This window comes from Rhizobium sp. 22-785-1 (assembly GCF_053521965.1).
Window position 1 is genome coordinate 140566 of sequence record NZ_JBNWDI010000002.1, and the last position, 23103, is coordinate 163668.

Here is a 23103-nt window from a genome sequence, read left to right on the forward strand (position 1 = left end):
ACGGGCAACAAATCCTAGCGAGTGCCAAATCGCCGCGAACAGAGTGGATCTATCGAATATTTGCGAAGCTTCAAGCTTGATCAGCTCTGCAGCACAGCGATGTTTTCGAAATGCGAAAGCGCTTCCGGATTGGCCAGCGCTTCCTTGTTCTTGACCGGGCGTCCATGGACGACATCACGAACCGCAAGTTCAACGATCTTACCCGATTTGGTTCGCGGGATATCGGCAACGGCAATGATCTTCGCCGGAACATGGCGCGGCGAAGCGCCCGTTCTGATACGATTCTTGATCCGTGCAGTGAGGGCATCACCGAGCGCGACGCCTTCTTTCAGACGAACAAAGAGTACCACGCGCACATCGCCGTCCCAATCCTGGCCGATGCACAACGCTTCCAGCACCTCATCGATCGTATCGACCTGGTTGTAAATCTCGGCTGTACCGATGCGCACGCCGCCCGGGTTCAGGGTCGCGTCCGAGCGTCCGTGAATAATCAGCCCGCCATGGGCGGTCCATTCGGCGAAGTCGCCATGACACCAGACATTCTCGAAACGGCTGAAGTAGGCTGCGCGGTATTTCTCTCCATCCGCGTCGTTCCAGAACATGATGGGCTGGCAGGGAAAGGGAGCGGTGCAGACGAGTTCGCCTTTTTCGCCGTGAACAGACTGGCCCGCGTCGTCCCAGACGTCCACAGCAAGACCAAGCCCCGGACCCTGAATCTCACCTTTCCAGACCGCCTTTACCGGATTGCCGAGCACGAAGCAGGAGACGATGTCGGTTCCGCCTGAGATAGATGCAAGCTGTATGTCGCTTTTGATACCATCATACACGAAGGAGAAGCCTTCCGGCGACAGCGGCGACCCCGTAGACGTGACGAGCCTGAGCGCCGAAAGATCATGCGTCTTTCCAGGCTCAAGACCGGCCTTGCGTACCGCGTCGATATACTTGGCTGAGGTGCCGAAGACCGCAAACTGTTCCTTCTCCGCATAGTCGAACAGCGCGTTGTCGTCGGGTGCGAAAGGCGAACCATCGTAAAGACAGAGCGTGGCGCCGGAGGCAAGCCCGGTTACGAGCCAGTTCCACATCATCCAGCCGCAGGTGGTGAAGTAGAAAAGCCGCTCCCCCTCCTTCAATTCACAGTGGAAACGATGTTCCTTCAGGTGCTGCAAAAGCGTTCCGCCGGCCGAATGCACGATGCATTTCGGCACTCCGGTGGTGCCGGAAGAAAAGAGAATGTAGAGCGGGTGGTTGAAGGGCTGACGGCTATAGCGCAGCTTTCTACCGCGATAGGCCCGAATGAAATCGTCATATCGAACAAGGCCCGGCTCATCCGTCCGATCTGCATCGGCGGCAGAACCTGCATAGGGCACGAGAAGTAGCGTCACGCCAAGTTTCTCAGCCACGGCTTTCGCCTTACCGACGACCTCCTGACGTTTGCCATTGTACCAGTAGCCGTCACAGGCGATGAAGAGTTTCGGGCCGATCTGGCCGAAACGGTCCAGCACACCCTGCTCGCCGAAATCGGGCGAACATGACGACCAGACCGCACCGAGCGATGTGGCTGCCAGCATCAGCGCGACCGTCTGCGGCATGTTTGGCATCATGGCGGCGATCCTGTCGCCGGGCGCGATACCCTTATCGCTAAGCGCTTGCTGCAACCGCGAGACTTCCTCGCTTAGCCGATCCCAGGACCAGCGCTCGTCGGCCTTATCTTCGCCACGAAAGATAATGGCATCTTCAGGCCCGCTGTGGATCAAGAGATTTTCGGCGAAATTCAGCTCGGCATCCGGGAAGAAGCGCGCCTTCAACATATCCCCGCGTTCGATCAGAACGCGTAATCCCGGCTCTCCGATGACACCGCAATAGGCCCAGACAGCGCTCCAGAAGGCTTCAGGCTCATCCACTGACCAACGGTGAAAAGCATCATAATTTGCGAAGCTCGATGCGTATCGATCGGCGCACCATTGCATGAATTGCGTCATGGGCGATTGCGCAATACGCTCGGCCGAGGGCACCCAGAGTGGATTTGTATCAGTCATTGGTAGCCTCCTCCCGCCCCAGTCACGATACGCCTTTGTCGGGCATGCTGAATATCATTCAGCCTTTGGCAGCGGCATGCTCATCTCTCATACGCTGGAGCTCGTTCCGCTTGGATGTGATCGAAGCGCAGATCACCCCTATCGTCACCAACGCAATGAGGATGGTGCAGATCGCGTTGATTTCCGGTGTCACCCCCAGTCGGACCTGCGAATAGATCTTGATCGGCAGCGTTGTGGCGCCAGGCCCCGTGGTGAAGCTTGCGATCACGAGATCGTCCAGCGACAGGGAAAATGCCAGCATCCAGCCTGCAACGACCGCTGGCAGAATGAGAGGCAGAGTGATGCGGAAGAAGGTCTTGACCGGCGGGCAGCCGAGATCGAGCGCTGCCTCTTCGAGGCTACGGTCGAACGTCAGAAGCCTGGACTGAACGACGATCGCTACGTAGCACATGGTGAAGGTCGTGTGAGCGATGACCACCGTCCAGAAACCGCGATCGACACCAATAGACACGAAGAGAAGCAAGAGAGACAGGCCGGTGATAACTTCCGGCATGACGAGCGGCGCATAAATCATTCCGGAAAACAATATGCGTCCCGGGAAGCGCGCAAAGCGTGTCAGCGACAGGGCGGCTAGCGTCCCAAGGATCGTTCCGATGGTAGCGCTCAGAACTGCCACGCGCACGGTGATCCATGCCGCATCCATCAGCCCTTCATTCGACCACATGGCTTGATACCAGTGAAATGAAAACCCGCCCCAGACGGTCACCAGCTTCGAGGCATTGAAGGAATAGATCACCAGGATCAGGATCGGGATGTAGAGAAAGGCGAAGCAGAGGGTGAGGATGGTCGTGTCGAACTTACCGCGTTTCATCGCTCATCCCGCCTTTTTCTGCTGGTTCTGGAAGATGGCTATCGGCACGACCAGCAACAGCAAGAGCAGGACGGCTACCGCCGAGGCAAGCGGCCAATCGCGATTCCCGAAGAATTCGGTCCAGAGTGTCTTGCCGATCATCAGCGTCTGAGCGCCGCCGAGAAGATCGGGAATGACGAACTCACCGGTGATCGGAATGAAGCAGATCATCGAGCCTGCCACCACACCTGGCAATGATAATGGGAAGGTAATTTTCCAGAAGGCCTTCCAGGGCGGGCAGCCAAGATCGGCGGCAGCTTCCAGAAGCGTGTTGTCGAGTTTCTCCAGAGCCGAATAGAGCGGCAGCACCATGAAGGGAAGATAGGAATAGACGATGCCGATGAAGACGGAAATCTCGGTGCGGAAGATGTTGACCTGCTCGTCCGGGCCGAGAATTCCAAGCGTTTGGAACAGAACCGTCAAAAGCCCTTCCGGCTTCAAAATGCCGATCCAGGCGTAGACGCGGATCAGAAACGACGTCCAGAACGGCAGGATGACAAGCATGACCAAAGTCGGGCGAATGTGGCTCGGTGCCCGCGCCATGGCGAGCGCCATGGGGTAGCCGATCAGAAGAAGCAGCAGCGTCGAAATGACCGCAATCCGCAACGAGGACAGATAGGCCTCGATATAGAGCGGGTCTTCGGTCAGAAACAGGTAATTGTCGAAATCGAGTTGCGAGAAGAACTCCCCGATCCGGCTGAAGCCTTCGAAGACCGGCACATAGGGCGGCATGGCAATGGCCGTATCGGAGAGCGATATCTTGACAATGATGAAGAAGGGGGCCGCAAAGAACAGCAGGAGCCAGAAATAGGGAACAGCCACCACCAGCCATTGCAGTGGATTCCGGCGGCTTTCAGGAGAAGGGATCGCCATCTGTCACTCTCCTATCGGGTCAGAACAAGGCCGGAATCGGTTTTCCAGGTTAGCCAGACTTTGTCGTCGAATGTGATGGGGCGATCGACGAGGCGCGAGACATTGGCCTGGGCGGCGCGCATGATGCGACCATCATCCAGCTTGACGATGAAGATGGAGAAATCCCCGAGATAGCCGATATCCCAAACCTCGCCATGTGCGACATTCATCGTTCCATCGGCAGGCGCATCGAGCGAGATGCGAACCTTCTCCGGGCGAACGGCAAAAGCGACCGGGCTGCCGACGCCGGCGGCGCAATCCTGCTCCACCGTCACCTTCAGGCCTTCGCAATCCAGCACCACTTGCGCGGGCTTAACTTCGGCAGGCGTTTTGCTCTCGACTTTCGCTTCGAAAATATTGATGTCGCCGATGAAGTCCGCGACGTAGCGGCTATTCGGCGCCTCATATATTTCGGCAGGCGTTGCCACCTGAACGACGATGCCCTTGTCCATAACCGCGATCCGGTCCGAAACCGTCATGGCTTCCTCTTGATCGTGGGTAACGATCAGGAAGGTGAGGCCGAGCGTCTGCTGCAGATCCATGATCTCGAACTGGGTTTCTTCACGCAGCTTCTTGTCCAGCGCGCCAAGCGGTTCGTCCAGAAGAAGAACCTTTGGCCGCTTGGCAAGCGACCGCGCAAGAGCCACACGCTGTCGCTGACCACCCGAAAGCTGGCTCGGCTTGCGCTTGGCAAATTCGGTGAGCTTGACGAGGCGCAACATTTCGTCGACGCGCGCAGCGATGTCGGCTTTCGGCAGACCATCCTGCTCCAGGCCGAAGGCGATATTCTTCTCCACCGACATGTGAGGGAAGAGTGCATAGGACTGGAACATCATATTGGTCGGACGCTTATAGGGCGGCACGCCGGAAATGTCCTTGCCCTGCAGCAGAATGCGACCAGACGTCGGCTCCTCGAAGCCTGCCAGCATGCGCATCAGCGTGGTCTTGCCGCAACCCGATGGTCCCAGCAGCGAGAAGAATTCGCGCTCGTAAATGTCAAGCGTCAGATTATCGACGGCGGTGAAATCACCAAACCGCTTGGTCACGTTTTCGAACCGGATGAAAGGTACCGAGGAAGGGTCTGTCCAGGGAGAGAATTTGCGTTTTACCGGACCGAGTGATTTCGCCATGACCTGCTCTGTGTTGTTTCGCGAAAAGGGCGGAACGTCAAAGGGGCAGGCTTTCACTGCCTGCCCCTTCTGTCCAAATACGGATCAGCTTCCGGTTTTTATCTGGGTCCAGACGCGGTTCAGAACGCGCTGCTCACGCGGCCCATAGGGCGAGATGGTGAAGAGCTTCTTCATCGTCGCCTCGTCTGGATAGACGGAAGGGTTTTTCGCAACCGCTTGATTCATCACCGCCTGCGAGGCTAGGTTGCCGTTTGCGTACTGGACGAAATCGGAAGCCTTGGCAGCCACTTCCGGCTTCATCATATAGTTGATGAAGGTGTGTGCCGCCTCGACATTCTTGGCATCAGCGGGAATTGCGAAGGAATCCATCCAGATATAGGTGCCTTCCTTCGGAATCACATAATTGACCTCGACACCGTTCTTGGCTTCTTCTGCACGGGTCTTGGCCTGCAGGATGTCGCCGGACCAGCCGATGGTGATGCAGCTATCGCCATTAGCCAGTTCATCGATATAGGCCGATGAGTTGAACGTCTTCACGTAAGGGCGGATCGCTTTGTAGACATCGCCGCCAGCCTCGAGATCGGCAGTGTCCTTGCTGTCGGGATTCTTGCCGATGTAGTTCATGGCGATCGCAAAGGTCTCGTCGGAAGCGTCGAGAATATTGATGCCGCAGGATTGCAGCTTCTTGGCATTTTCCGGCTTGAACAGGACGTCCCAGCTGTCGATCTTCACGTCACCCAATGCGGCCTTCACCTTGGCGACATTATAGCCGATGCCGGTGGTGCCCCACATATAGTTGACGGCATATTCATTGCCGGGGTCGTACTGCGCAAGACGCGTGGTGATTTCCGGCCACATGTTCTTCAGGTTCGGAAGCTTCGACTTGTCGAGCTTCTGATAGACACCGGCCTTGATCTGGCGTGCAAGAAAGGGCGACGTGGGGGCTACGACATCGTAGCCGGAATTGCCTGCCAGGAGCTTCGTCTCCAGCACCTCGTTACCATCATACACGTCATAGACGACCTTAATGCCAGTCTCCTTGGTGAAGTCCTCAAGGATCGAAGGGTCGATGTAGTCCGACCAGTTATAGACGTGGACGACCTTTTCCTGGGCAAAGGCAGCGCCGGCAGAGAGAACGGCCGTGGCAAAAGCCAGAGTGAAACGAAGCGATCGGTAACTCATGATTTCTCCTGATGTGGCGCATGACGAGAAACTGCGCAAACCCCTTTGTTTTGTCGTGAGACTAAAAAGGAAAAGCTGCCTCGGCAAGCAGAAATGTGCAGTGCGAAAATTTCGAGCAAAGGACGCTGTGGAGCAAATATGCACGACCCACCACCCATCACCGCCAAAGCCCCGCGGCGCCGGTTTTGCCGGGCCACCCGATGGTATCGTTGCGAAAGCCGGGGCCCTATTTTTGCGCCCATAAGTCGATCCAAAAGGGTCGGGCGTCGTTAATGTGTCCAGCAGAAGACACGGCGTTCTATTGGAAATCGAAGACGCTGAGACCGGTCACCATTTCGTCGAGACCAAGCGGGCGCGTCAAAGGCGCCTCCGCACGCGACAGACATCCCTGCCTCTCGCAAAGCCTGCACGACGGCCCAATAGCGATGGCAAGGCCCGACGCGCCGGCGGCATCGCCATAGACGATATCTTTGGCATGCGCCATCTCAACCACCAACATCAATGCAGTACGGCGCACCCGCTCGCCGAAGCCCGCCTGCGGTCCTTCAAGTGTGCGCGAAATGGTCACATAGGTTTCACGATCCGGCATCTGCACGCTTTCGACCAGAACCTGTCCCGGTTGAGCAAAAGCGGCATGAATATTCAGACGGGGACAGAGGCCCCCGAATTTTGCCTGCGGAAAGCCTTGCGCCCCAGCCTTGCGGAAGCGGTTCCCTGCACTGTCGGTTTCCATCATGAAGAACGGTAGCGCGTGCGACCCCGGTTTTGCCAGGGTAACGAGGCGATTGGCCGCCTGTTCAAAAGACACATTGAAGCGCCCGCGCAGTACATCGATATCGTAGCGCCCCCGTTGGGCCGCAGCCAGATAGGGCGCATAGGGCATCATCAAGGCATGTGCGGCATAGCGCGCCAGCTCGAACCGGGCAATGCGCCGGGCTTCCTCACCGGAAAGCGCAAGGCCTTCCAGCTCCTGCGCTATTTCCGAAGTCAGCGCGAGCAGCGAGACCTCCATGGCCAGTTCGCGAAGCTGATCGTGGCCGGAGAGCCGTTCGGAGAGAAACAGACGCATGGAGTGCCGGTCATAGCGGCGTCTAAGGTTCGGCATGGCATGCACGGGCAGACTACGCACGACGATGCCATGGTTTTTCTGCAACCACGACCTCAACGCCGAGGTCAGATCGTCGCCAGCGCCGAGCGTGGCGTGGAAAGCCTCTGCCGCCGTGTCGATGACAGGGAAATGTCCGGGCCTGCTTTCGAAGACTTGCCGGACCTCATCAATGGGCAGGCGGGCAGCCGATAGGGTCGTCTGATGCCCCTCGCGCGCCAAGAGTTCGGAGAGATCGCTTAAACGCTTCGCCTGCTCGCTATAGGCTCTGTAAAGCTTGACGACACCTATGGCAGCATTCGGCGCGGCTTCCGCAACTTCAACCAGCTCCTGGGGTGAAGGGATCTCATCCGCAAGCAACGGATCTGCAAAGACTTCCCGCAGCTGGCTGGTAATGCCACCGCTTTCGCCTTGCAAATCGTCGAGATCGACCTTGTAGACGGATGCGAGCTTCAACAGCAGCTGCACCGTGAGCGGCCGCTGATTTCGTTCGATAAGATTGAGATAAGACGGAGAAATGGACAATGCCTCCGCCATGGCAGTCTGCGTCAGCCCCAAGCCGTTGCGCACCCGTCGCACCCGCGGCCCCGCGAATATCTTGGTCTCTGCCATCATCCCCCACTTTTAACAAAAGCTAACAACGTTACGGCACAGATCATATTTACTAAATTTACATTTTTACACGCGCCTTCTGTCAAAGACAATACATCATAACTCGTTTCAAGTCACTGTTTTTCCTTTTCATATAGCCATTCGAATCGAGAGATGTAAATTCTGTTACATCAGATCGATGCAGCTCAAGATAAGCAGCGGCGACGAAGATCGACAGCACATAGACATGGGAGAGAGATATGACTGATTTTTACAAGCTTGTTCCAAACGCTCCACAGGGACGCTTCGATGGCGTCGAGCGCACCTATACGGCGCAAGACGTTTTGAAGCTGCGCGGCTCGATCGACATCCGCTACTCGCTGGCCGAAATGGGCGCGAACCGCCTTTGGAAGCTCATCAACGAGGAAAGCTTCGTCAATGCTCTCGGCGCGCTCTCCGGCAATCAGGCCATGCAGATGGTTCGCGCCGGGTTGAAGGCGATCTACCTGTCGGGTTGGCAAGTCGCTGCCGATGCAAACACGGCATCGGCTATGTATCCGGACCAGTCGCTCTATCCGGCGAATGCCGCACCTGAACTTGCCAAGCGCATCAACCGCACGCTTCAGCGCGCCGACCAGATCGAGACCGCCGAAGGCAAAGGTCTTTCGGTCGACACATGGTTCGCGCCGATCGTTGCCGATGCCGAAGCCGGCTTCGGCGGTCCGCTCAACGCCTTCGAAATCATGAAGGCCTTCATCGAGGCGGGTGCGGCGGGTGTTCACTACGAAGACCAGCTGGCTTCGGAAAAGAAGTGCGGTCATCTGGGCGGCAAGGTTCTGATCCCCACGGCAGCGCATATCCGCAATCTGACGGCAGCGCGTCTTGCAGCAGATGTCATGGGCGTTCCGACCCTCGTCATCGCCAGAACAGACGCGGAAGCAGCAAAGCTTCTGACATCCGATATCGACGAGCGGGACCGCCCCTTTGTCGATTACGATGCCGGTCGCACGGTCGAAGGTTTCTATCAGGTGAAGAACGGGCTTGAGCCCTGCATCGCCCGCGCCAATGCCTACGCGCCCTATTGCGACCTGATCTGGTGCGAAACCTCCAAGCCGGATCTGGAGCAGGCCCGCAAATTCGCCGAAGGCGTTCACAATGTTCATCCCGGCAAAAAGCTTGCGTATAATTGTTCGCCATCTTTCAACTGGAAGAAAAACCTGGACGATGCGACGATTGCCAAGTTCCAGCGCGAACTTGGCGCCATGGGCTACAAGTTCCAGTTCATTACGCTTGCCGGTTTCCACCAGCTGAATTACGGCATGTTCGAATTGGCACGCGGCTACAAGGATCGCCAGATGGCCGCCTATTCGGAGCTTCAGGAAGCGGAATTCGCAGCCGAAATTAACGGCTACACCGCAACAAAGCATCAGCGGGAAGTCGGCACAGGCTACTTCGATGCGGTCTCCGTCGCAATTTCCGGCGGCACCTCATCCACCACTGCCATGAAGGAATCGACCGAGCACGACCAGTTCCGCCCGGCCGCAGAATAACCGCTGAAGCTTAGACGCTTTAGATCTTGTTTTAACGCATGCCGTCATTCAGCCAGTTTGCAGCATGCTCTTTGAGGAGGAAAGACAATGGCTTCGATTTCGAGAGTTAGAGAACGGGCAGAAGAACAGTCCTCTGCCATGACGCAGGACCAGCAGGCTGCCATCCGCATGCTGGCAAACGATCTCCACCGCCTCAATCAGGCGGTCATGAATGCGGTCGAGGCAGGCATCTCCGTCGAGCTCGTCCGCTCTGCCCGCCATCATGGCGGCGACGGGAACTGGGGCGATCTGCTGATCCCGGTCATCGTCGCGCAAAACAAGGCTGCGGCCTAAAGCACGTCGCGCATATATATGGAGCGGTTTTAGCGAAAACGACAGGCGGCTGAAGAAGGACCTGAAGCGTTAAAGCGCAACTGAGAGATCGCGATCCGCTTCAACGCGCAGCAGTCCGACCGGCGTAGAGGTCTGAATTCTGCCTGATCAACTTGATCATTCGATCCGCCACCGTCCGTATATCGCGGCGGTGGCGGTCCTCATTGTTCATCACCACCCACTGCTGATGACGAAGCTCCTCAATTTCAGCACCCTCCCGCACCAGCCGTGCATCCGCATCGCCGATGAAGCACGGCAGGACAGCAGAGCCTGCCCCGGACAGAATGAGTTCCCGCAGCGCTGAGGGGCGGTTTACCGTTACCAGGATCTTGTCTAGCGCAGCCTCATGCGGCCACCGCAGGTAGGCGGAAATCGCATTCTCCTTGTCGACCGCAATCCAGCGATCCCCGACCGATTGAGGCGCATTGCGCAACCGATAGGCCGCATAAGCCACATCACCGGTCTTGATCGCCGCCAGATTGCGCTCATGCGGCTCAAAAGCGCGGATGCCGATATCGTTTTCGCGGTGTGCGAGCGTCGCTCTTTGCTCGGCAATGAAGAGGTCGATGCGAAAGCCGTCTCGTTCGCTGCAAATGGCTGCGAAGTTGCTCATCATCAGCTGCGCATTCCATGTGCCAAGCGCGATCCGGACGAGAGACGTGGCGACGCTCGATTTTAGCCAGCCATCGATCGTTCCGGCGGCCTCCTCCATAGCAAGGAGACTATCGAAAAGAGTGCGACCGTCGCCCGTCAGCGCATATCCCGTCTGGCTCCTGACGAAGAGTGCCTTACCAAGCTTCTGCTCAAGCTCAAGCATTTTGCGACCGATCGTCGCAGGGCTAAAGCCCGAGGTGCTTGCCGCGCCAGTCAGCCCGCCTCCCCGTGCAACGTCAAGAAAAAGCTGAAACGTGTCCCATCCAATGTTTTTCATAAATGAAAAACATAAGGCGCTTTCGGCGGCAGATAAAGCAGAAATGGCGGTGCAACATGATGAAGCTCATCGGAAGGAGTTCATCATGCAGCATATTTTTGTGGCCTTTGCCCTCATCAAGGTGCCAGCACCTGAAGGTCAGAAAGCAAGACGGGAAGCAGAGGAAAAATTTTACGCTGAAACCTGCGCACCAGGCATCATCCGGCGCGCATTTGCAGCACTGACGTCTTGCCTTGAAGCCTTAAAACGCAATGGCCAGCAATGCCGCGACAGCACCAGCCGCGATCAGGCTGAGACGAAAGGCAAAAAGGAGGTTGTCATTGCGGGCACGGGCAATAGCGACGGCGCGAGCGCGATTTCTGGACATCATCATGAGCGGCTTCCAACGAAAAACTTGACCGTTCAATGCCGGGTTCCGGCGTCCAGCGAGACCTCATGTTCCAACTCGCGTTGTGCTGGCATAGAGGTCAGCATGACTCGGGCCTCTTAACAAGATGTTAAAGGATCGCGGCACTGCAGCAATTCTGACGAAAGTGGTTTTCGCTCTACATTAGGGATGCGTCAGAGAAAGGCGTTCGAGCAATTCCCTGGACACCGACTGACTGGAATTGCCGCTAGACGGTCTCTCCTGCGGCGTAACCGGACGCCCATGCCCACTGAAAATTATAGCCTCCAAGCCAGCCAGTCACATCCACACCCTCGCCGACGAAATAGAGCCCGGGCACCGATTTTGCCTGCATGGTCCTGGAGTCGAGGTCGCTGGTATCGACGCCGCCGAGGGTAACTTCGGCAGTGCGATATCCTTCTGAACCAGAGGGCGTGATCTGCCAATCCTGTGCGCTTGCCGCAAGAGCACTCAGCATCTTGTCCGAAAGATCGGCAAGAGGTTTGGTGAGGCCCGATTGCTCTACGAGATACTGCGCAAGCCGCTTTGGCAAAATCTCTCCAAGCGCCGTCTGGGCGGATTGACGCCCATTGGCTTTCTTGGCGGCTTTGAGCTTTTCGGCAATGTCCTGTTCCGGCTCAAGCTTCAGGCGAACCGTATCCCCTTCCCGCCAATAAGAGGAGATCTGCAAAATGGCCGGGCCACTCAAGCCGCGATGGGTAAAGAGTAGCGCCTCGCGAAACTCCGTTTTCCCGTGCGAGACATCTGCCGGGACCGCAACGCCAGAGAGAGGCGACAGCCGTTCCAACTGTGCCGGATCGAGAGTCAGTGGCACAAGACCAGGGCGCGGCTCGACCAGCGAGAGACCGAATTGCTCGGCGAGACGATAGACGAAACCGGTGGAGCCCATTTTGGGTATGGATTTCCCGCCCGTGGCGACGACGAGGCTTTTCGCCTCGATCGCTCCCTGCGACGTCGTCACGCGGAAACCGCCCGTTGCCATACCTTCGACCAATGTGATCTCGCACTTGAGCCGCAGCTTGGCATTCACCGCCTGCATCTCCGTCAGCAACATGCGGATAATGTCTTTGGCGCTGTCGTCGCAGAAAAGCTGACCGAGTGTCTTTTCGTGCCACGCGATCTTGTGCTTCTCGACCAGATCTAGAAAGTCACGCGGCGTATAGCGGGCGAGCGCCGATTTGGCGAAGTGGGGGTTTTTCGACAGGTAGTTCTTAGGTCCTGCATGGATGTTGGTGAAGTTGCAGCGCCCGCCGCCGGAGATGCGGATTTTCTCGCCCGGCGCCTTGGCGTGGTCGAGAATGATGACGGAGCGGCCGCGCTGACCGGCGCGGATGGCGCACATCATGCCTGCGGCGCCCGCCCCCAAAATCAGCACATCACATTTTTCCGTCATGGATTTTCCTTATCGTTGTTGCACTCCCTCTTTTCGAAGTCAGGCTTCTTGTCAATGCGCATTCCCCTCTCGCCAATTGTCAAAGTCTGACTATTATGGCCCCAGTCGAAACAGACCCCGGTGATTTATGCCCCCCAAGAAAACCATGCTCCGCCCGAAGAAGCCGGCAACCATGGCGAAGAAACCACCCGTTGAGCTCTCCTCTACCCGCGGCGTCTCCACCTGGCGCGAAGCGGCGCAATGGCTGAAGGCACGCGGCATCGAAGACATTGAATGCATCACCCCCGACCTCGCTGGCGTGCCACGCGGCAAGATGATGCCGACGGCGAAGTTCACCGGTGACACATCTCTTGCACTCCCATCCGCACTTTATCGCCATACGATTTCCGGCGATTATCCGGACGAGACCGCGAATTTCCGCTACGAGCCACGTGACAGTGACCTGAAGCTGGTCCCCGATCTCTCCACGCTCTCGGTCGTTCCATGGGAGAGCGATCCGACTGCGCAGGTCATCTGCGACGTGGTGGATCAGGAAGGCAAACCCGTTTCCTATACGCCTCGCAACGTCTTGAAGAACGTGCTCGCTCTTTATCAGGAAAAGGGCTGGAAGCCGGTCGTTGCGCCGGAAATCGAATTCTATCTCGTGGCAATGAACGACGACCCCGATTACCCACTGCATCCGCCGAAGGGCCGTTCAGGCCGCTCCATCGTCGGCGGACAGAGCTATTCGATCGCCGGCATCAACGAGTTCGACGAGTTGATCGATGACATCTATCACTTCTCCGAGAAGCAGGGGTTGGAGATCGACACCCTCATCCACGAAGAGGGTCCGGCACAGCTGGAAATCAACCTTCGCCATGGCGATCCGGTCGAGCTTGCCGATCAGGTATTTCTCTTCAAGCGCACCATTCGCGAGGCGGCGCTTAAACACGGGATCTACGCGACCTTCATGGCCAAGCCCATGCAGGCCCAGCCCGGTTCGGCCATGCATATTCACCAGTCCGTCATCGATATCGAGACCGGACAAAACGTGTTTTCCAACAAGGACGGCAGCCCGTCGAAAGAGTTCTTCTCCTTCGTCGGTGGTATGCAGCGCTACGTTCCCAACGCGCTGGTGATGCTTGCCCCCTATGTGAATTCCTATCGACGCCTGACGCCGGACATGGCTTGCCCGGTCAACAATGCCTGGGGTTACGACAACCGCACCACCGCGTTTCGCGTGCCGATCTCGGGCCCGCAGGCGCGGCGCGTGGAAAACCGGCTGCCAAGTTCGGACGCCAACCCGTATCTCGCGCTCGCGGCCTCGCTCGGCTGCGGCTGGCTCGGCATCATGAACAATATCGAGCCGACCGAGCCGACTTACGAGACGGCAAATGAAGGCTCGATCGAGCTACCGCGTGGTCTGCTCGAGGCTGTTGCGTTGCTCGAGCAGGAGCAGCAGTTCGAGCGCATCTTCGGCAACGAATTCGTCGGTCTTTACGCTGGCCTGAAGCGTGGCGAATTCGAAACCTTCATGCAGGTGATCAGTCCCTGGGAGCGCGAGTTCCTACTGCTGAACGTTTGAGGTGAACGATATGGCATGGCAGAGCCCGATAGCGCCGGGCGTTTCATGGTATCAGGATACGGTTGCCGAGAGGCCGACCTATCCGGCGGTGGATGGTTCGCGGACTGCGGACGTCGCCATTATCGGCGGCGGCTTCACCGGTCTTCAGGCGGCCTACACTCTGGCGCGTGCAGGCATTTCCGTCACGCTGATCGAAGCGCATCGGTTTGGCGATGGCGCCTCTGGTCGCAATGGCGGGCAGTTCGGCACCGGGCAGCGCGCCTGGCCGGATGAGCTTGAAGAGAAGATCGGCTTCGAGCGCTCCAAGGCGCTCTTCGATCTTGCAGAAAATGCCAAGCACTATGTGCTGGATTTTGCCCGTGACAACCAGATCGACATGGAGTTTCTGCCCGGCCAGTTGAACGTGTCGCACAAGCGCGCCTACGAGAAGAGCTATCGCGACAGCGTTGATGCCATGACAGGCCGTTATGGCTATGAGCAGATTGCCTTCATGGAGAAGGCGGAAACTGCAGATCGCTTGGGGTCGTCCCACTATCATTGCGGTGTGCGCGATACCGGCACCGGCCATATTCACCCATTGAAACTGCTGGTCGGACTGGCGAGGGCCGCAAAGGCGGCGGGCGCCGACATTTTCGAAATGACGCCGGCCACGGCGATCCGCCAGTCGGGCGGCAAGACGCTGATCGAGACACGTACCGGCACGATCACCGCAACCCGGGTATTGATCGCGACCAATGCCTATATCGGCAATCTGGAGCCTGTCACCGCAGCACATGTTATGCCGATCCGCTCCTTCATCGGGGCAACGGCACCGCTCGACGAGTTCCCATCCATCATTCCGGACAAGGAAGCGGTCGCCGATTCGCGCTTCGTCGTGCGATACTTCCGCAAGACGCCGGACAACCGCCTGCTCTTCGGCGGGCGTGAAGCATACACGGCCGATTCGCCGCGCGACATCTCCAAGCACATCCGCAAGCAGATTGCAGAAATCTATCCGGCACTTGGCAATGTCGAGATGACCCACGCCTGGGGTGGCTCCGTCGGAATAACCATGACACGCCAGCCATTCGTGCGCGAAGTCATGCCCGGCGTGCTCTCCATTGGCGGCTATTCCGGCCATGGGGTAATGCTGTCCAACTATTGCGGCAAGCTTTACGCCGATATGGTGATCAACAAGGACAAGGCGCTGGATCAGTTTGCCGCGCTCGACGTACCATCGTTTCCGGGTGGGGCATCGCTGAGGGCGCCACTCCTGTTCCTGGCACTGACGTGGTATGCGTTGAGAGACAGGTTTTAAACTGGTCTGCCTCCGCATTGTGCAAAAGTGCCGGTTGGACCCCTCAGTGGAATAACTGGCCAGCGGCAAAATTCATTATTTGTTACATCAACTCTGGCATTTTTAAATCGATTAGATTATGGATGCCCCTAACGTGTAGAGATCGAGAGAATCGACATGAGCAGTCAAATTATTCCCGTTGACCCCTTTGATTGCGTCGTCTTCGGCGGCACTGGCGATCTGGCAGAACGCAAGCTTCTGCCTGCCCTTTACCACCGCCAGGTGGAAGGCCAGTTGACTGAGCCGACCCGCATCATCGGCGCCTCCCGCTCTGTCATGACACATGAGGAATATCGCAAATTCGCACAGGACGCTCTGAAGGAGCATCTGAAGTCTGGCGAATATGATGAGGAGCAGGTTGCCAAGTTTTGCGCGCGCCTCTTCTATATTCCGGTCGATGCCAAGTCAGACGATGGCTGGGACAAGCTGAAGAAGCTTCTTGACGAAGGCAAGGATCGCATCCGTGCATTCTACCTTGCAGTCGCACCGGGAATTTTCGGCGATATCGCGTCCAAGATCCGTGACCACAAGCTGATCACCAAATCCACTCGCATCGTGGTGGAAAAGCCGATTGGTCGCGACCTGGCTTCCGCGCTGGAGCTGAACGACACGCTCGGCAACGTATTCAAGGAAGAGCAGATCTTCCGTATCGACCATTATCTCGGCAAGGAAACCGTTCAGAACCTGATGGTTCTGCGCTTTGCCAACGCCCTGTTCGAGCCGCTGTGGAATTCCACACATATCGACCACGTGCAGATCACGGTCGCGGAATCCGTCGGGCTTGAAGGCCGCGCAGGTTACTACGACAAGGCTGGCGCGCTTCGCGATATGGTGCAGAACCATATTCTTCAGCTGCTTTGCCTTGTGGCAATGGAGCCCCCTTCCTCGATGAACGCCGAAGCGGTGCGCGACGAGAAACTGAAAGTGTTGCGCGCGCTCAAGCCAATCAACCAATCCAATGTCGAAAAGAACACCGTGCGCGGACAATATCGCGCAGGCGCATCGGCAGGCGGCGCGGTGAAGGGCTATCTGGAAGAGCTTGAAGGCGGCGTTTCCAACACGGAAACCTTCGTCGCTATCAAGGCGGAAATCGGCAACTGGCGCTGGGCAGGTGTTCCCTTCTACATCCGCACCGGCAAACGGCTTGCCACGCGCGTGTCGGAAATCGTGGTCACGTTCAAGCAGATCCCGCACTCGATCTTCGACGACGCCGCTGGCAAGATCGAAGCCAACAAGCTGGTGATCCGCCTGCAGCCGGATGAAGGCGTTAAACAGTCCCTGCTCATCAAGGACCCGGGTCCGGGCGGTATGCGCCTTCGCCAGGTGTCGCTCGATATGAGCTTTGCGCAAGCCTTCAACGTGCGTAACCCGGATGCCTATGAGCGTCTGTTGATGGATACTATCCGCTCGAACCAGACGCTCTTCATGCGCCGCGACGAAGTGGAAGCGGCGTGGAACTGGGTCGATCCGATCCTGAAAAGCTGGGAAGCCGTCAATCAGGGCGTCCAGGGTTATACGTCGGGCACCTGGGGACCGAGCGGCGCGATTGCGCTGATCGAGCGCGACGGACGTACCTGGCATGAGGCCGATTGAGTGGAGACGCGGATGGAACCGAACATGCACGTCTTCACCAACGGGACTGAACTGGCGGAAAAACTCGCCAGCGATGTCGTTTCTCAGCTGAAGGCCGCGATCGACGAGCGCGGGTCTGCCAGCATGGCAGTTTCGGGCGGCTCTACACCGAAGCTCTTCTTCCAGACGCTGTCAAAGCAACAGCTGGAATGGCCCCGCGTCAGCATCACGTTGGTGGATGAGCGTTTCGTGCCTGCCGACAATGATCGCTCGAACCACAAGCTGGTCGCAGACAACCTTCTTCAAAACGAAGCCAAGGCCGCCTATTTCGTTCCACTCTATCAGTCTGCCGCTTCACCTGAAGACGCAGCAACCCTGGCGACAGCGAAGACCGCAGACATTTGCGATCCTTTCGATATCGTGATCCTGGGCATGGGCAACGATGGACACACCGCGTCCTTCTTTCCCGGCGGTGACAATCTGGAAGAAGCGCTCGATCTCGACGAGCCTCGCACCGTCCTGACCATGGCTGCGGAAAACGCCGGTGAGGAAAGACTGACCTTCAACCTCTCGGCTCTCCACGATGCGCGTTTCCTCGTTCTGCACATTGAAGGTGCGGCGAAAAAGGAAACGCTTGCGAAGGCCAAGTCCGATCTGGATGAGGACGAGATGCCGATACGATCCGTGCTGAACAGGGCGGATTCGACACTAAACATCTATTGGGCGCCGTAACGATCCGCATTCGTGCGGCGTCGCTGCCAGTATTTCAATGAAACAAGATCGTCGGCCCGCTCTCCCAAACCTGTGGCCGACGCTCCACAGAAGGACAGGATGAAGCCCATGGCTGCCGACTCACGCGTTCAGGCAATTACCGACCGTATCATTGAACGTTCGAAACCTTATCGCGAGATCTATCTCGAGCGGCTTCGTCTCCAGGTCTCCAAGGGCGTTCATCGCTCCACCCTGTCCTGTGGCAACCTCGCTCATGGCTTTGCCGTCTGTTCCCCCGCCGACAAGGACATCCTTGCCGGCGACCGGGTTCCCAATCTCGGCATCGTCACCGCCTATAACGACATGCTTTCGGCCCATCAGCCTTACGAGGTCTTCCCACAGATCATCCGGGATGCGGCCAAGGACGCAGGCGGCATTGCGCAGGTGGCGGGTGCAGTCCCCGCCATGTGTGACGGGGTCACACAGGGCCAGCCCGGCATGGAGCTCTCGCTGTTTTCCCGTGACGCCATCGCCATGGCAGCCGGCATCGGCCTGTCGCACAACATGTTCGATGCCGCCGTCTATCTCGGCGTCTGCGACAAGATCGTGCCAGGCCTGGTGATCGCAGCACTGACGTTTGGCCATCTGCCAGCCGTCTTCATTCCGGCCGGCCCGATGACGACCGGCCTTCCGAATGACGAGAAGTCGCGCATTCGCCAACTCTATGCGGAAGGCAAGGTCGGTCGCGCCGAACTGCTGGAGGCCGAGTCCAAGTCCTATCACGGCCCCGGCACCTGCACCTTCTACGGCACCGCAAATTCCAACCAGATGCTGATGGAGATCATGGGTTTCCATATGCCCGGCTCCTCCTTCATCAATCCGAATACGCCGCTGCGAGACGCGTTGACCAAGGAAGCCGTGAAGCGGGCGCTGGCGATTACCGCGCAGGGCAACGAATTCACGCCTGCGGGGGAGATGATCGATGAGCGCTCGGTCGTGAACGGCGTGGTCGGCCTGCATGCAACAGGCGGCTCCACCAACCACACCATGCACCTGATCGCCATGGCGCGGGCCGCGGGCATCGTTCTGACCTGGCAGGATATCTCCGACCTCTCCGACATCGTGCCGCTTCTGGCGCGGGTCTATCCGAACGGTCTTGCGGATGTGAACCATTTCCATGCCGCTGGCGGCATGGGCTTCCTGATCAAGCAACTGCTGAAGCAGGGCTTCGTGCATGATGATGTGCGCACGGTTTTCGGTCACGGGCTTGAAGCCTATACGATCGATGCCAAGCTTGGCGAAAACGGCAGCATTCAGCGCGAAGCAGCGCCGGAAGAGAGCCACGATCCGAAGGTTCTTTCGCGCATCGAAACGCCGTTCCAGCCAACGGGCGGCTTGAAGATGCTGACCGGCAATCTGGGCAAGTCCGTTATCAAGATTTCCGCCGTCAAGCCGGAGCGTCATATCATCGAAGCTCCTGCCATCGTCTTTCACGATCAGCAGGAGTTGCAGGATGCCTTCAAGGACGGCAAGCTGAACCGCGACTTCATCGCCGTCGTGCGTTTCCAGGGACCGAAGGCCAACGGAATGCCGGAATTGCACCGGCTGACCCCGCCGCTCGGTGTGCTTCAGGATCGCGGCTTCAAGGTGGCGCTCGTCACCGATGGACGCATGTCGGGAGCATCTGGCAAGGTGCCCGCCGCCATTCACGTCACACCGGAAGCATGCGATGGTGGGCCGATCTCGCTCATCCGCGATGGAGACATTATTCGTCTCGATGCCGTATCGGGCACATTGGAGGTTCTGGTTTCGGCGGCAGAGCTTTCCAGGCGCGAGCCAGCACGGGCCGATCTCTCTGCTAATGAGTGGGGCATGGGCCGTGAGCTTTTTGCTCCCTTCCGCCGCAACGCCGGTCCGGCAGATCAGGGCGCGAGCGTCTTTCACTGATTTGCCCAGTCATCCCCCAGCCAGAGCATCCGCCATGCTCTGGCGCCACGCCTTGACATCCCCTCTCCAGTTCTCCCCTATTGACGTGAAGGCTCACGCCTCTGCTGTCATGCGTCTGTGATAGTCGCCCTATAGGGCGTGTGCAGCCAGCCGCGGGGGCGGTGCCGCAGCCTGAATTGATGGGGGCAGTATGACGTTTTTCTCACGCACGCGCCGTAATGCGCTGAAGCTCATGGCCGGAACTGCCATGCTGCCGCTCATGCGTTTGCCGGCCTCCGCCGATCAGAAGGCTCCGCTGCGTGCCATCGTCATCTCCGACCTGCACTCCGCCTACGAGCGTATGGGACAGCTTCTCGCAGCGATCGAGACGCGCATTTCCGCGGACAAAAGCACACACATCATTCTCCTGAATGGCGACCTATTCGAAAGCGGCAATACGGTTGCGATGCGGTCTCAAGGTGAGATCGAGTGGAGCTTCCTTGCTGCACTTGCCAAGCTCGCACCCACCGTGGTGAACATCGGTAACCATGAGGCGGATATCGACAACGACCTTGGCCGTTTCGTCAGCCGGGCCAAGGGGCTCGGCATCACCGTACTTTCCAACATCATCGACAAGCGGATCGGCGCGCCCTACGCGCCAGCAAGCAAGACGTTCGAAGTGGACGGACGCAAGGTCATCGTGGCCGGGCTCGCCACCAACGCCATAAACACCTATCCGAAGGTAGCGCGCGATGCGCTGACCATCCCGGAGCCGGTGGAATGGGCGAAGACCAACCTTCCCGAGATCGCCAGGCCGGATGCCATCAACATCGTCATGAGTCATGCCGGTGTGGTGGCGGACCGCGACATCCTGCCTGTGCTGCCAGATGGCACGCTGGTCGTGGGCGGCCATGACCACCTGAACTTCCTGCATGAGGTCGGTGCCACGCGCTACATTCACACCGGATCGTGGTGCACCTCAATGGCAGTTGCAACCATCGAAGCGCCCGGCCAAGCTGCAGCCATCGAGACCATAGCGGTCGATCGCAACGCAGCGGCCTCCCCTTCCCTTGGCGCGCAAATCGAAAAGACGCTTGCCCAACATCTGACACCAGAAGAACTGGAAGTTGTCGCCAAAACGGCAGAAGCGATGACTGTGGATGAGGCAGGGCGTCGCGTGGCCGAGCTTATTGCCGCAAAGGCGAGAGCGGATGTAGGATTCGTGGGCCACACCTCCTTCGGTGCTGGCCTGCCAAAAGGCGACATTCGCCGCTACGATTTCAACGCGTGCCTGCGCTTCGAGGGCAAAATGCTGGTGACAGAGGTCGATGGCGAAGTGCTGGACCGGATTCTGAGCCGTTGCAACCAGGATGGCGATATTCCACTCGCCAAACGCACCGGCGACTATCTTTACGCGATGCCGGATAAGCCCGCAACGAAAGAGCGTTACAAGCTCGTCTGCAACGATTGGTCAGCCATCAACCAGAAGTCCTATTTCGGTCGTGACGATCTTGTTTTCAGCGAGGTCGAGAATGTGAAACTCAAACAAACGGTGCTTGAAGGGCTCGCGTAAGGAAGGCAAGATCTCACGCAAGATCCGAGTTTCGTTTGCCGGAAAGTCTCTGGCAGGCCACAGATCAAAAGGATCGCAGATCCAACGTCCGGTCACGATGGGCGGGATGGGTGCTGAAGACGAAGATGCGATCCATTTCCTTCTGATTGAGAAGGCGAAGGAAGCGAACCTGCACAGTGTTGTTGGCATTTGTCTTCATCAACACGCAGCCGATCTTGTTGATGCGGGCGTCTGGGATGTCCAGATAAAACTCAGCAGGCAAGCTACACTGCGTGATAAATGCGAGAACGGCTTCGGACCGGGAAATCCTGACGACGTCGCAACGGCGGGACGCCATGTTCATGACGGCTTTCTCGGTATATTCGATGCGCGCCGCGTTCATCGTATCTTCCATCTTGAACCGACCTTCACGGTCGTACATGAAAGATTCTTCCTTGCTCAAGTAGGTCGGCTTACCGAGATTTGCCCGCACGTTCAACGCGACGTTCCTTTCCAAGTCTTTGCCGAAGAATCCTAAAACAGAAGAGTTTAATTTTCTCTCAAATGACGACGACGGGGTGACAGCCAGACCTCCCTCGTAAAGGTCACTATTTCAAACCGCCTTGCGACTGGAAAAGCCTCGTTTCCCGACGAAGGCTTCTCCAGAAGAGCAAGCAAAATGGACGATGCCGAAATAGGTTTCATATTGGAGCGTATCGTTTGCAAGTCAGCCCTCTGCAAACGAGATACACACCTAAAGCGACTTCCGCTTCTTGGCGCAGAAACGTCTTTGAAACCAGTAGGGCAGATATCGGCGAACTATCGCCGATATGTTTTACCGAGTGCATCGAAAAGATGTAGCTTTTCGGACGGCGCAGAGAAGCGCAATGTTTCGCCTTTCTTCACAGGCGCTATGCCAGGAATTTTGACGATGATCGGCTCCTCACCTGACGGGGCCTCCAGGTAGAGCAGTGTCACTTCACCCAGAGCTTCTACGATGGAAACCTTGCCCTCGAAGAGATAGTCGTCGCCGGTCGCAATTGACAGGTCTTCGGGACGCACGCCGAAGGATGCCGCCTTGCCCTGTTCGCTTTGCGTGGTCGGGATGTGAACGGCAAGCGGCTTGCCGTCGGCAAGTTTGAGCATGGTCGTCTCACCGGCACTTTCTACTGTAGCGGCAATGATATTCATGGCCGGCGAGCCGATGAAGCGCGCGACGAAGAGGTTGGCGGGGTTTTCGTAAAGCTCCAGCGGTTCACCCACCTGCTCCACGCGACCGCCATTCAACACCACGATCCGATCTGCCAGCGTCATGGCTTCCACCTGATCGTGAGTCACGTAAATCATGGTGGTGTCGGCCATCTTTTCGCTGAGCTTGGCGATCTCGATGCGGGTCGCAACGCGAAGTGCGGCATCGAGGTTCGAGAGCGGCTCGTCAAAGAGAAAGACTTTGGGGTTACGGCAGATAGCGCGACCGATGGCAACACGTTGACGCTGGCCACCGGAGAGTGCTTTCGGAAGACGCTCCAGATATTGCGTCAACTGCAAGATTTCGGCGGCAGCGCGAACACGGCGATCGATCTCCTGCTTGCTTTCCTTTGCGATCTTCATGCCGAAGGCCATGTTGTCGTAGACCGTCATGTGCGGATAGAGCGCGTAGGACTGGAACACCATGGCGATGCCGCGCCGTGACGGCGGGATCTCATTCACCAACTGGCCGTCGATATACATTTCGCCGCCAGTGATTTCCTCCAGACCGGCGATCATGCGCAAAAGCGTGGACTTGCCGCAGCCGGACGGACCGACAAAGACAATGAACTCGCCCTGCTTGATATCGAGGTCGATCCCATGCAGGACCTTGACCTCACCATAGGATTTACGGATGCCCTTGAGAATAAGTCCAGTCATGCGGTGCTCCTCCCTA

The 23103-nt window shown here is 57.7% G+C and carries 19 protein-coding genes; 9 read left to right on the plus strand and 10 right to left on the minus strand.

The genetic code is table 11. The features are described 5' to 3' along the window. Positions 1-80: 80 nt before the first annotated feature. The 6 genes from ACQZ5M_RS05445 to ACQZ5M_RS05470 all read right to left on the minus strand — a co-directional run bounded on the left by ACQZ5M_RS05445 (position 81) and on the right by ACQZ5M_RS05470 (position 7887). Positions 81-2036 (minus strand): acetoacetate--CoA ligase, encoded by a 1956-nt coding sequence (locus tag ACQZ5M_RS05445; protein ID WP_449079238.1) that lies wholly within the window; start codon positions 2034-2036, stop codon positions 81-83. A 58-nt stretch (positions 2037-2094) separates the two neighbouring features. After that, positions 2095-2907 (minus strand): ABC transporter permease, encoded by an 813-nt coding sequence (locus tag ACQZ5M_RS05450; RefSeq protein ID WP_296039041.1) that lies wholly within the window; start codon positions 2905-2907, stop codon positions 2095-2097. A gap of 3 nt (positions 2908-2910) precedes the next feature. Further along, a complete protein-coding gene (locus ACQZ5M_RS05455) occupies positions 2911-3819 on the minus strand; it encodes an ABC transporter permease subunit (protein WP_296015656.1) in 909 nt (302 codons plus the stop codon). An 11-nt stretch (positions 3820-3830) separates the two neighbouring features. After that, positions 3831-4988, minus strand: a complete 1158-nt coding sequence (locus tag ACQZ5M_RS05460) for an ABC transporter ATP-binding protein (RefSeq protein ID WP_296074925.1) — start codon at positions 4986-4988, stop codon at positions 3831-3833. A gap of 84 nt (positions 4989-5072) precedes the next feature. Then, positions 5073-6170 carry a polyamine ABC transporter substrate-binding protein gene (locus ACQZ5M_RS05465; RefSeq protein WP_296039045.1) on the minus strand — a complete coding sequence of 366 codons (1098 nt, stop codon included), beginning with the start codon at positions 6168-6170 and terminating at the stop codon, positions 5073-5075. Between the two features lie 298 nt (positions 6171-6468). Further along, positions 6469-7887: a helix-turn-helix domain-containing protein gene (locus ACQZ5M_RS05470; protein WP_449079239.1), complete on the minus strand. Its 1419-nt coding sequence runs from the start codon at positions 7885-7887 to the stop codon at positions 6469-6471. Positions 7888-8126: 239 nt separating this feature from the next. On the opposite strand from ACQZ5M_RS05470, the gene aceA reads away from it, so the two are divergent. Continuing rightward, entirely contained in the window at positions 8127-9416 is a 1290-nt protein-coding gene (aceA, locus tag ACQZ5M_RS05475) for an isocitrate lyase (protein ID WP_449079240.1), read from the plus strand. 87 nt (positions 9417-9503) lie between these two features. Beyond that, the gene (locus tag ACQZ5M_RS05480) at positions 9504-9749 is read left to right on the plus strand and encodes an SMc00767 family acetate metabolism repressor (protein WP_296015665.1); all 246 of its coding nucleotides are present in this window, start codon (positions 9504-9506) and stop codon (positions 9747-9749) included. A gap of 100 nt (positions 9750-9849) precedes the next feature. Here ACQZ5M_RS05480 and ACQZ5M_RS05485 read toward each other — a convergent pair whose 3' ends face one another. Beyond that, positions 9850-10719 carry a LysR family transcriptional regulator gene (locus tag ACQZ5M_RS05485; RefSeq protein ID WP_296039050.1) on the minus strand — a complete coding sequence of 290 codons (870 nt, stop codon included), beginning with the start codon at positions 10717-10719 and terminating at the stop codon, positions 9850-9852. Between ACQZ5M_RS05485 and ACQZ5M_RS05490 the strand changes: the two genes are divergently transcribed. After that, positions 10709-11209 (plus strand): hypothetical protein, encoded by a 501-nt coding sequence (locus tag ACQZ5M_RS05490; protein ID WP_296039051.1) that lies wholly within the window; start codon positions 10709-10711, stop codon positions 11207-11209. The two genes, ACQZ5M_RS05485 and ACQZ5M_RS05490, sit on opposite strands and share 11 nt — an antisense overlap. 124 nt (positions 11210-11333) lie before the next feature. Here the strand turns inward: ACQZ5M_RS05490 and ACQZ5M_RS05495 are convergent, their stop codons facing one another. Beyond that, a complete protein-coding gene (locus ACQZ5M_RS05495) occupies positions 11334-12518 on the minus strand; it encodes a BaiN/RdsA family NAD(P)/FAD-dependent oxidoreductase (RefSeq protein WP_296039053.1) in 1185 nt (394 codons plus the stop codon). A gap of 127 nt (positions 12519-12645) precedes the next feature. On the opposite strand from ACQZ5M_RS05495, the gene ACQZ5M_RS05500 reads away from it, so the two are divergent. The 6 genes from ACQZ5M_RS05500 to ACQZ5M_RS05525 all read left to right on the plus strand — a co-directional run bounded on the left by ACQZ5M_RS05500 (position 12646) and on the right by ACQZ5M_RS05525 (position 21200). Next, positions 12646-14082 (plus strand): glutamine synthetase family protein, encoded by a 1437-nt coding sequence (locus tag ACQZ5M_RS05500; protein ID WP_296015671.1) that lies wholly within the window; start codon positions 12646-12648, stop codon positions 14080-14082. 10 nt (positions 14083-14092) lie between these two features. After that, positions 14093-15379, plus strand: a complete 1287-nt coding sequence (locus tag ACQZ5M_RS05505) for an NAD(P)/FAD-dependent oxidoreductase (RefSeq protein ID WP_296074924.1) — start codon at positions 14093-14095, stop codon at positions 15377-15379. A 156-nt stretch (positions 15380-15535) separates the two neighbouring features. Then, positions 15536-17011 carry a glucose-6-phosphate dehydrogenase gene (gene zwf, locus ACQZ5M_RS05510; RefSeq protein ID WP_449079241.1) on the plus strand — a complete coding sequence of 492 codons (1476 nt, stop codon included), beginning with the start codon at positions 15536-15538 and terminating at the stop codon, positions 17009-17011. A gap of 12 nt (positions 17012-17023) precedes the next feature. After that, positions 17024-17722: a 6-phosphogluconolactonase gene (gene pgl, locus ACQZ5M_RS05515; RefSeq protein ID WP_296074921.1), complete on the plus strand. Its 699-nt coding sequence runs from the start codon at positions 17024-17026 to the stop codon at positions 17720-17722. Between the two features lie 108 nt (positions 17723-17830). Next, entirely contained in the window at positions 17831-19648 is a 1818-nt protein-coding gene (gene edd / locus ACQZ5M_RS05520; protein WP_296074918.1) for a phosphogluconate dehydratase, read from the plus strand. 190 nt (positions 19649-19838) lie between these two features. Next, entirely contained in the window at positions 19839-21200 is a 1362-nt protein-coding gene (locus tag ACQZ5M_RS05525) for a metallophosphoesterase (protein ID WP_296074916.1), read from the plus strand. Positions 21201-21264: 64 nt separating this feature from the next. Here the strand turns inward: ACQZ5M_RS05525 and ACQZ5M_RS05530 are convergent, their stop codons facing one another. Next, entirely contained in the window at positions 21265-21621 is a 357-nt protein-coding gene (locus ACQZ5M_RS05530; protein WP_296039111.1) for a hypothetical protein, read from the minus strand. Positions 21622-21998: 377 nt separating this feature from the next. After that, complete coding sequence (locus ACQZ5M_RS05535; RefSeq protein ID WP_296039062.1) at positions 21999-23087, minus strand: ABC transporter ATP-binding protein; 1089 nt, start codon at positions 23085-23087, stop codon at positions 21999-22001. Between the last annotated feature and the right edge of the window lie 16 nt (positions 23088-23103).

What these genes read in the sequence shown, in the direction of transcription:
- ACQZ5M_RS05445 (WP_449079238.1), bottom strand. Translation starts at nt 2,036, where the DNA reads ATGACTGATACAAATCCACTCTGGGTGCCCTCGGCCGAGCGTATTGCG.
- ACQZ5M_RS05450 (WP_296039041.1), bottom strand. Translation starts at nt 2,907, where the DNA reads ATGAAACGCGGTAAGTTCGACACGACCATCCTCACCCTCTGCTTCGCC.
- ACQZ5M_RS05455 (WP_296015656.1), bottom strand. Translation starts at nt 3,819, where the DNA reads ATGGCGATCCCTTCTCCTGAAAGCCGCCGGAATCCACTGCAATGGCTG.
- ACQZ5M_RS05460 (WP_296074925.1), bottom strand. Translation starts at nt 4,988, where the DNA reads ATGGCGAAATCACTCGGTCCGGTAAAACGCAAATTCTCTCCCTGGACA.
- ACQZ5M_RS05465 (WP_296039045.1), bottom strand. Translation starts at nt 6,170, where the DNA reads ATGAGTTACCGATCGCTTCGTTTCACTCTGGCTTTTGCCACGGCCGTT.
- ACQZ5M_RS05470 (WP_449079239.1), bottom strand. Translation starts at nt 7,887, where the DNA reads ATGGCAGAGACCAAGATATTCGCGGGGCCGCGGGTGCGACGGGTGCGC.
- aceA (WP_449079240.1), top strand. Translation starts at nt 8,127, where the DNA reads ATGACTGATTTTTACAAGCTTGTTCCAAACGCTCCACAGGGACGCTTC.
- ACQZ5M_RS05480 (WP_296015665.1), top strand. Translation starts at nt 9,504, where the DNA reads ATGGCTTCGATTTCGAGAGTTAGAGAACGGGCAGAAGAACAGTCCTCT.
- ACQZ5M_RS05490 (WP_296039051.1), top strand. Translation starts at nt 10,709, where the DNA reads ATGTTTTTCATAAATGAAAAACATAAGGCGCTTTCGGCGGCAGATAAA.
- ACQZ5M_RS05485 (WP_296039050.1), bottom strand. Translation starts at nt 10,719, where the DNA reads ATGAAAAACATTGGATGGGACACGTTTCAGCTTTTTCTTGACGTTGCA.
- ACQZ5M_RS05495 (WP_296039053.1), bottom strand. Translation starts at nt 12,518, where the DNA reads ATGACGGAAAAATGTGATGTGCTGATTTTGGGGGCGGGCGCCGCAGGC.
- ACQZ5M_RS05500 (WP_296015671.1), top strand. Translation starts at nt 12,646, where the DNA reads ATGCCCCCCAAGAAAACCATGCTCCGCCCGAAGAAGCCGGCAACCATG.
- ACQZ5M_RS05505 (WP_296074924.1), top strand. Translation starts at nt 14,093, where the DNA reads ATGGCATGGCAGAGCCCGATAGCGCCGGGCGTTTCATGGTATCAGGAT.
- zwf (WP_449079241.1), top strand. Translation starts at nt 15,536, where the DNA reads ATGAGCAGTCAAATTATTCCCGTTGACCCCTTTGATTGCGTCGTCTTC.
- pgl (WP_296074921.1), top strand. Translation starts at nt 17,024, where the DNA reads ATGGAACCGAACATGCACGTCTTCACCAACGGGACTGAACTGGCGGAA.
- edd (WP_296074918.1), top strand. Translation starts at nt 17,831, where the DNA reads ATGGCTGCCGACTCACGCGTTCAGGCAATTACCGACCGTATCATTGAA.
- ACQZ5M_RS05525 (WP_296074916.1), top strand. Translation starts at nt 19,839, where the DNA reads ATGACGTTTTTCTCACGCACGCGCCGTAATGCGCTGAAGCTCATGGCC.
- ACQZ5M_RS05530 (WP_296039111.1), bottom strand. Translation starts at nt 21,621, where the DNA reads ATGTACGACCGTGAAGGTCGGTTCAAGATGGAAGATACGATGAACGCG.
- ACQZ5M_RS05535 (WP_296039062.1), bottom strand. Translation starts at nt 23,087, where the DNA reads ATGACTGGACTTATTCTCAAGGGCATCCGTAAATCCTATGGTGAGGTC.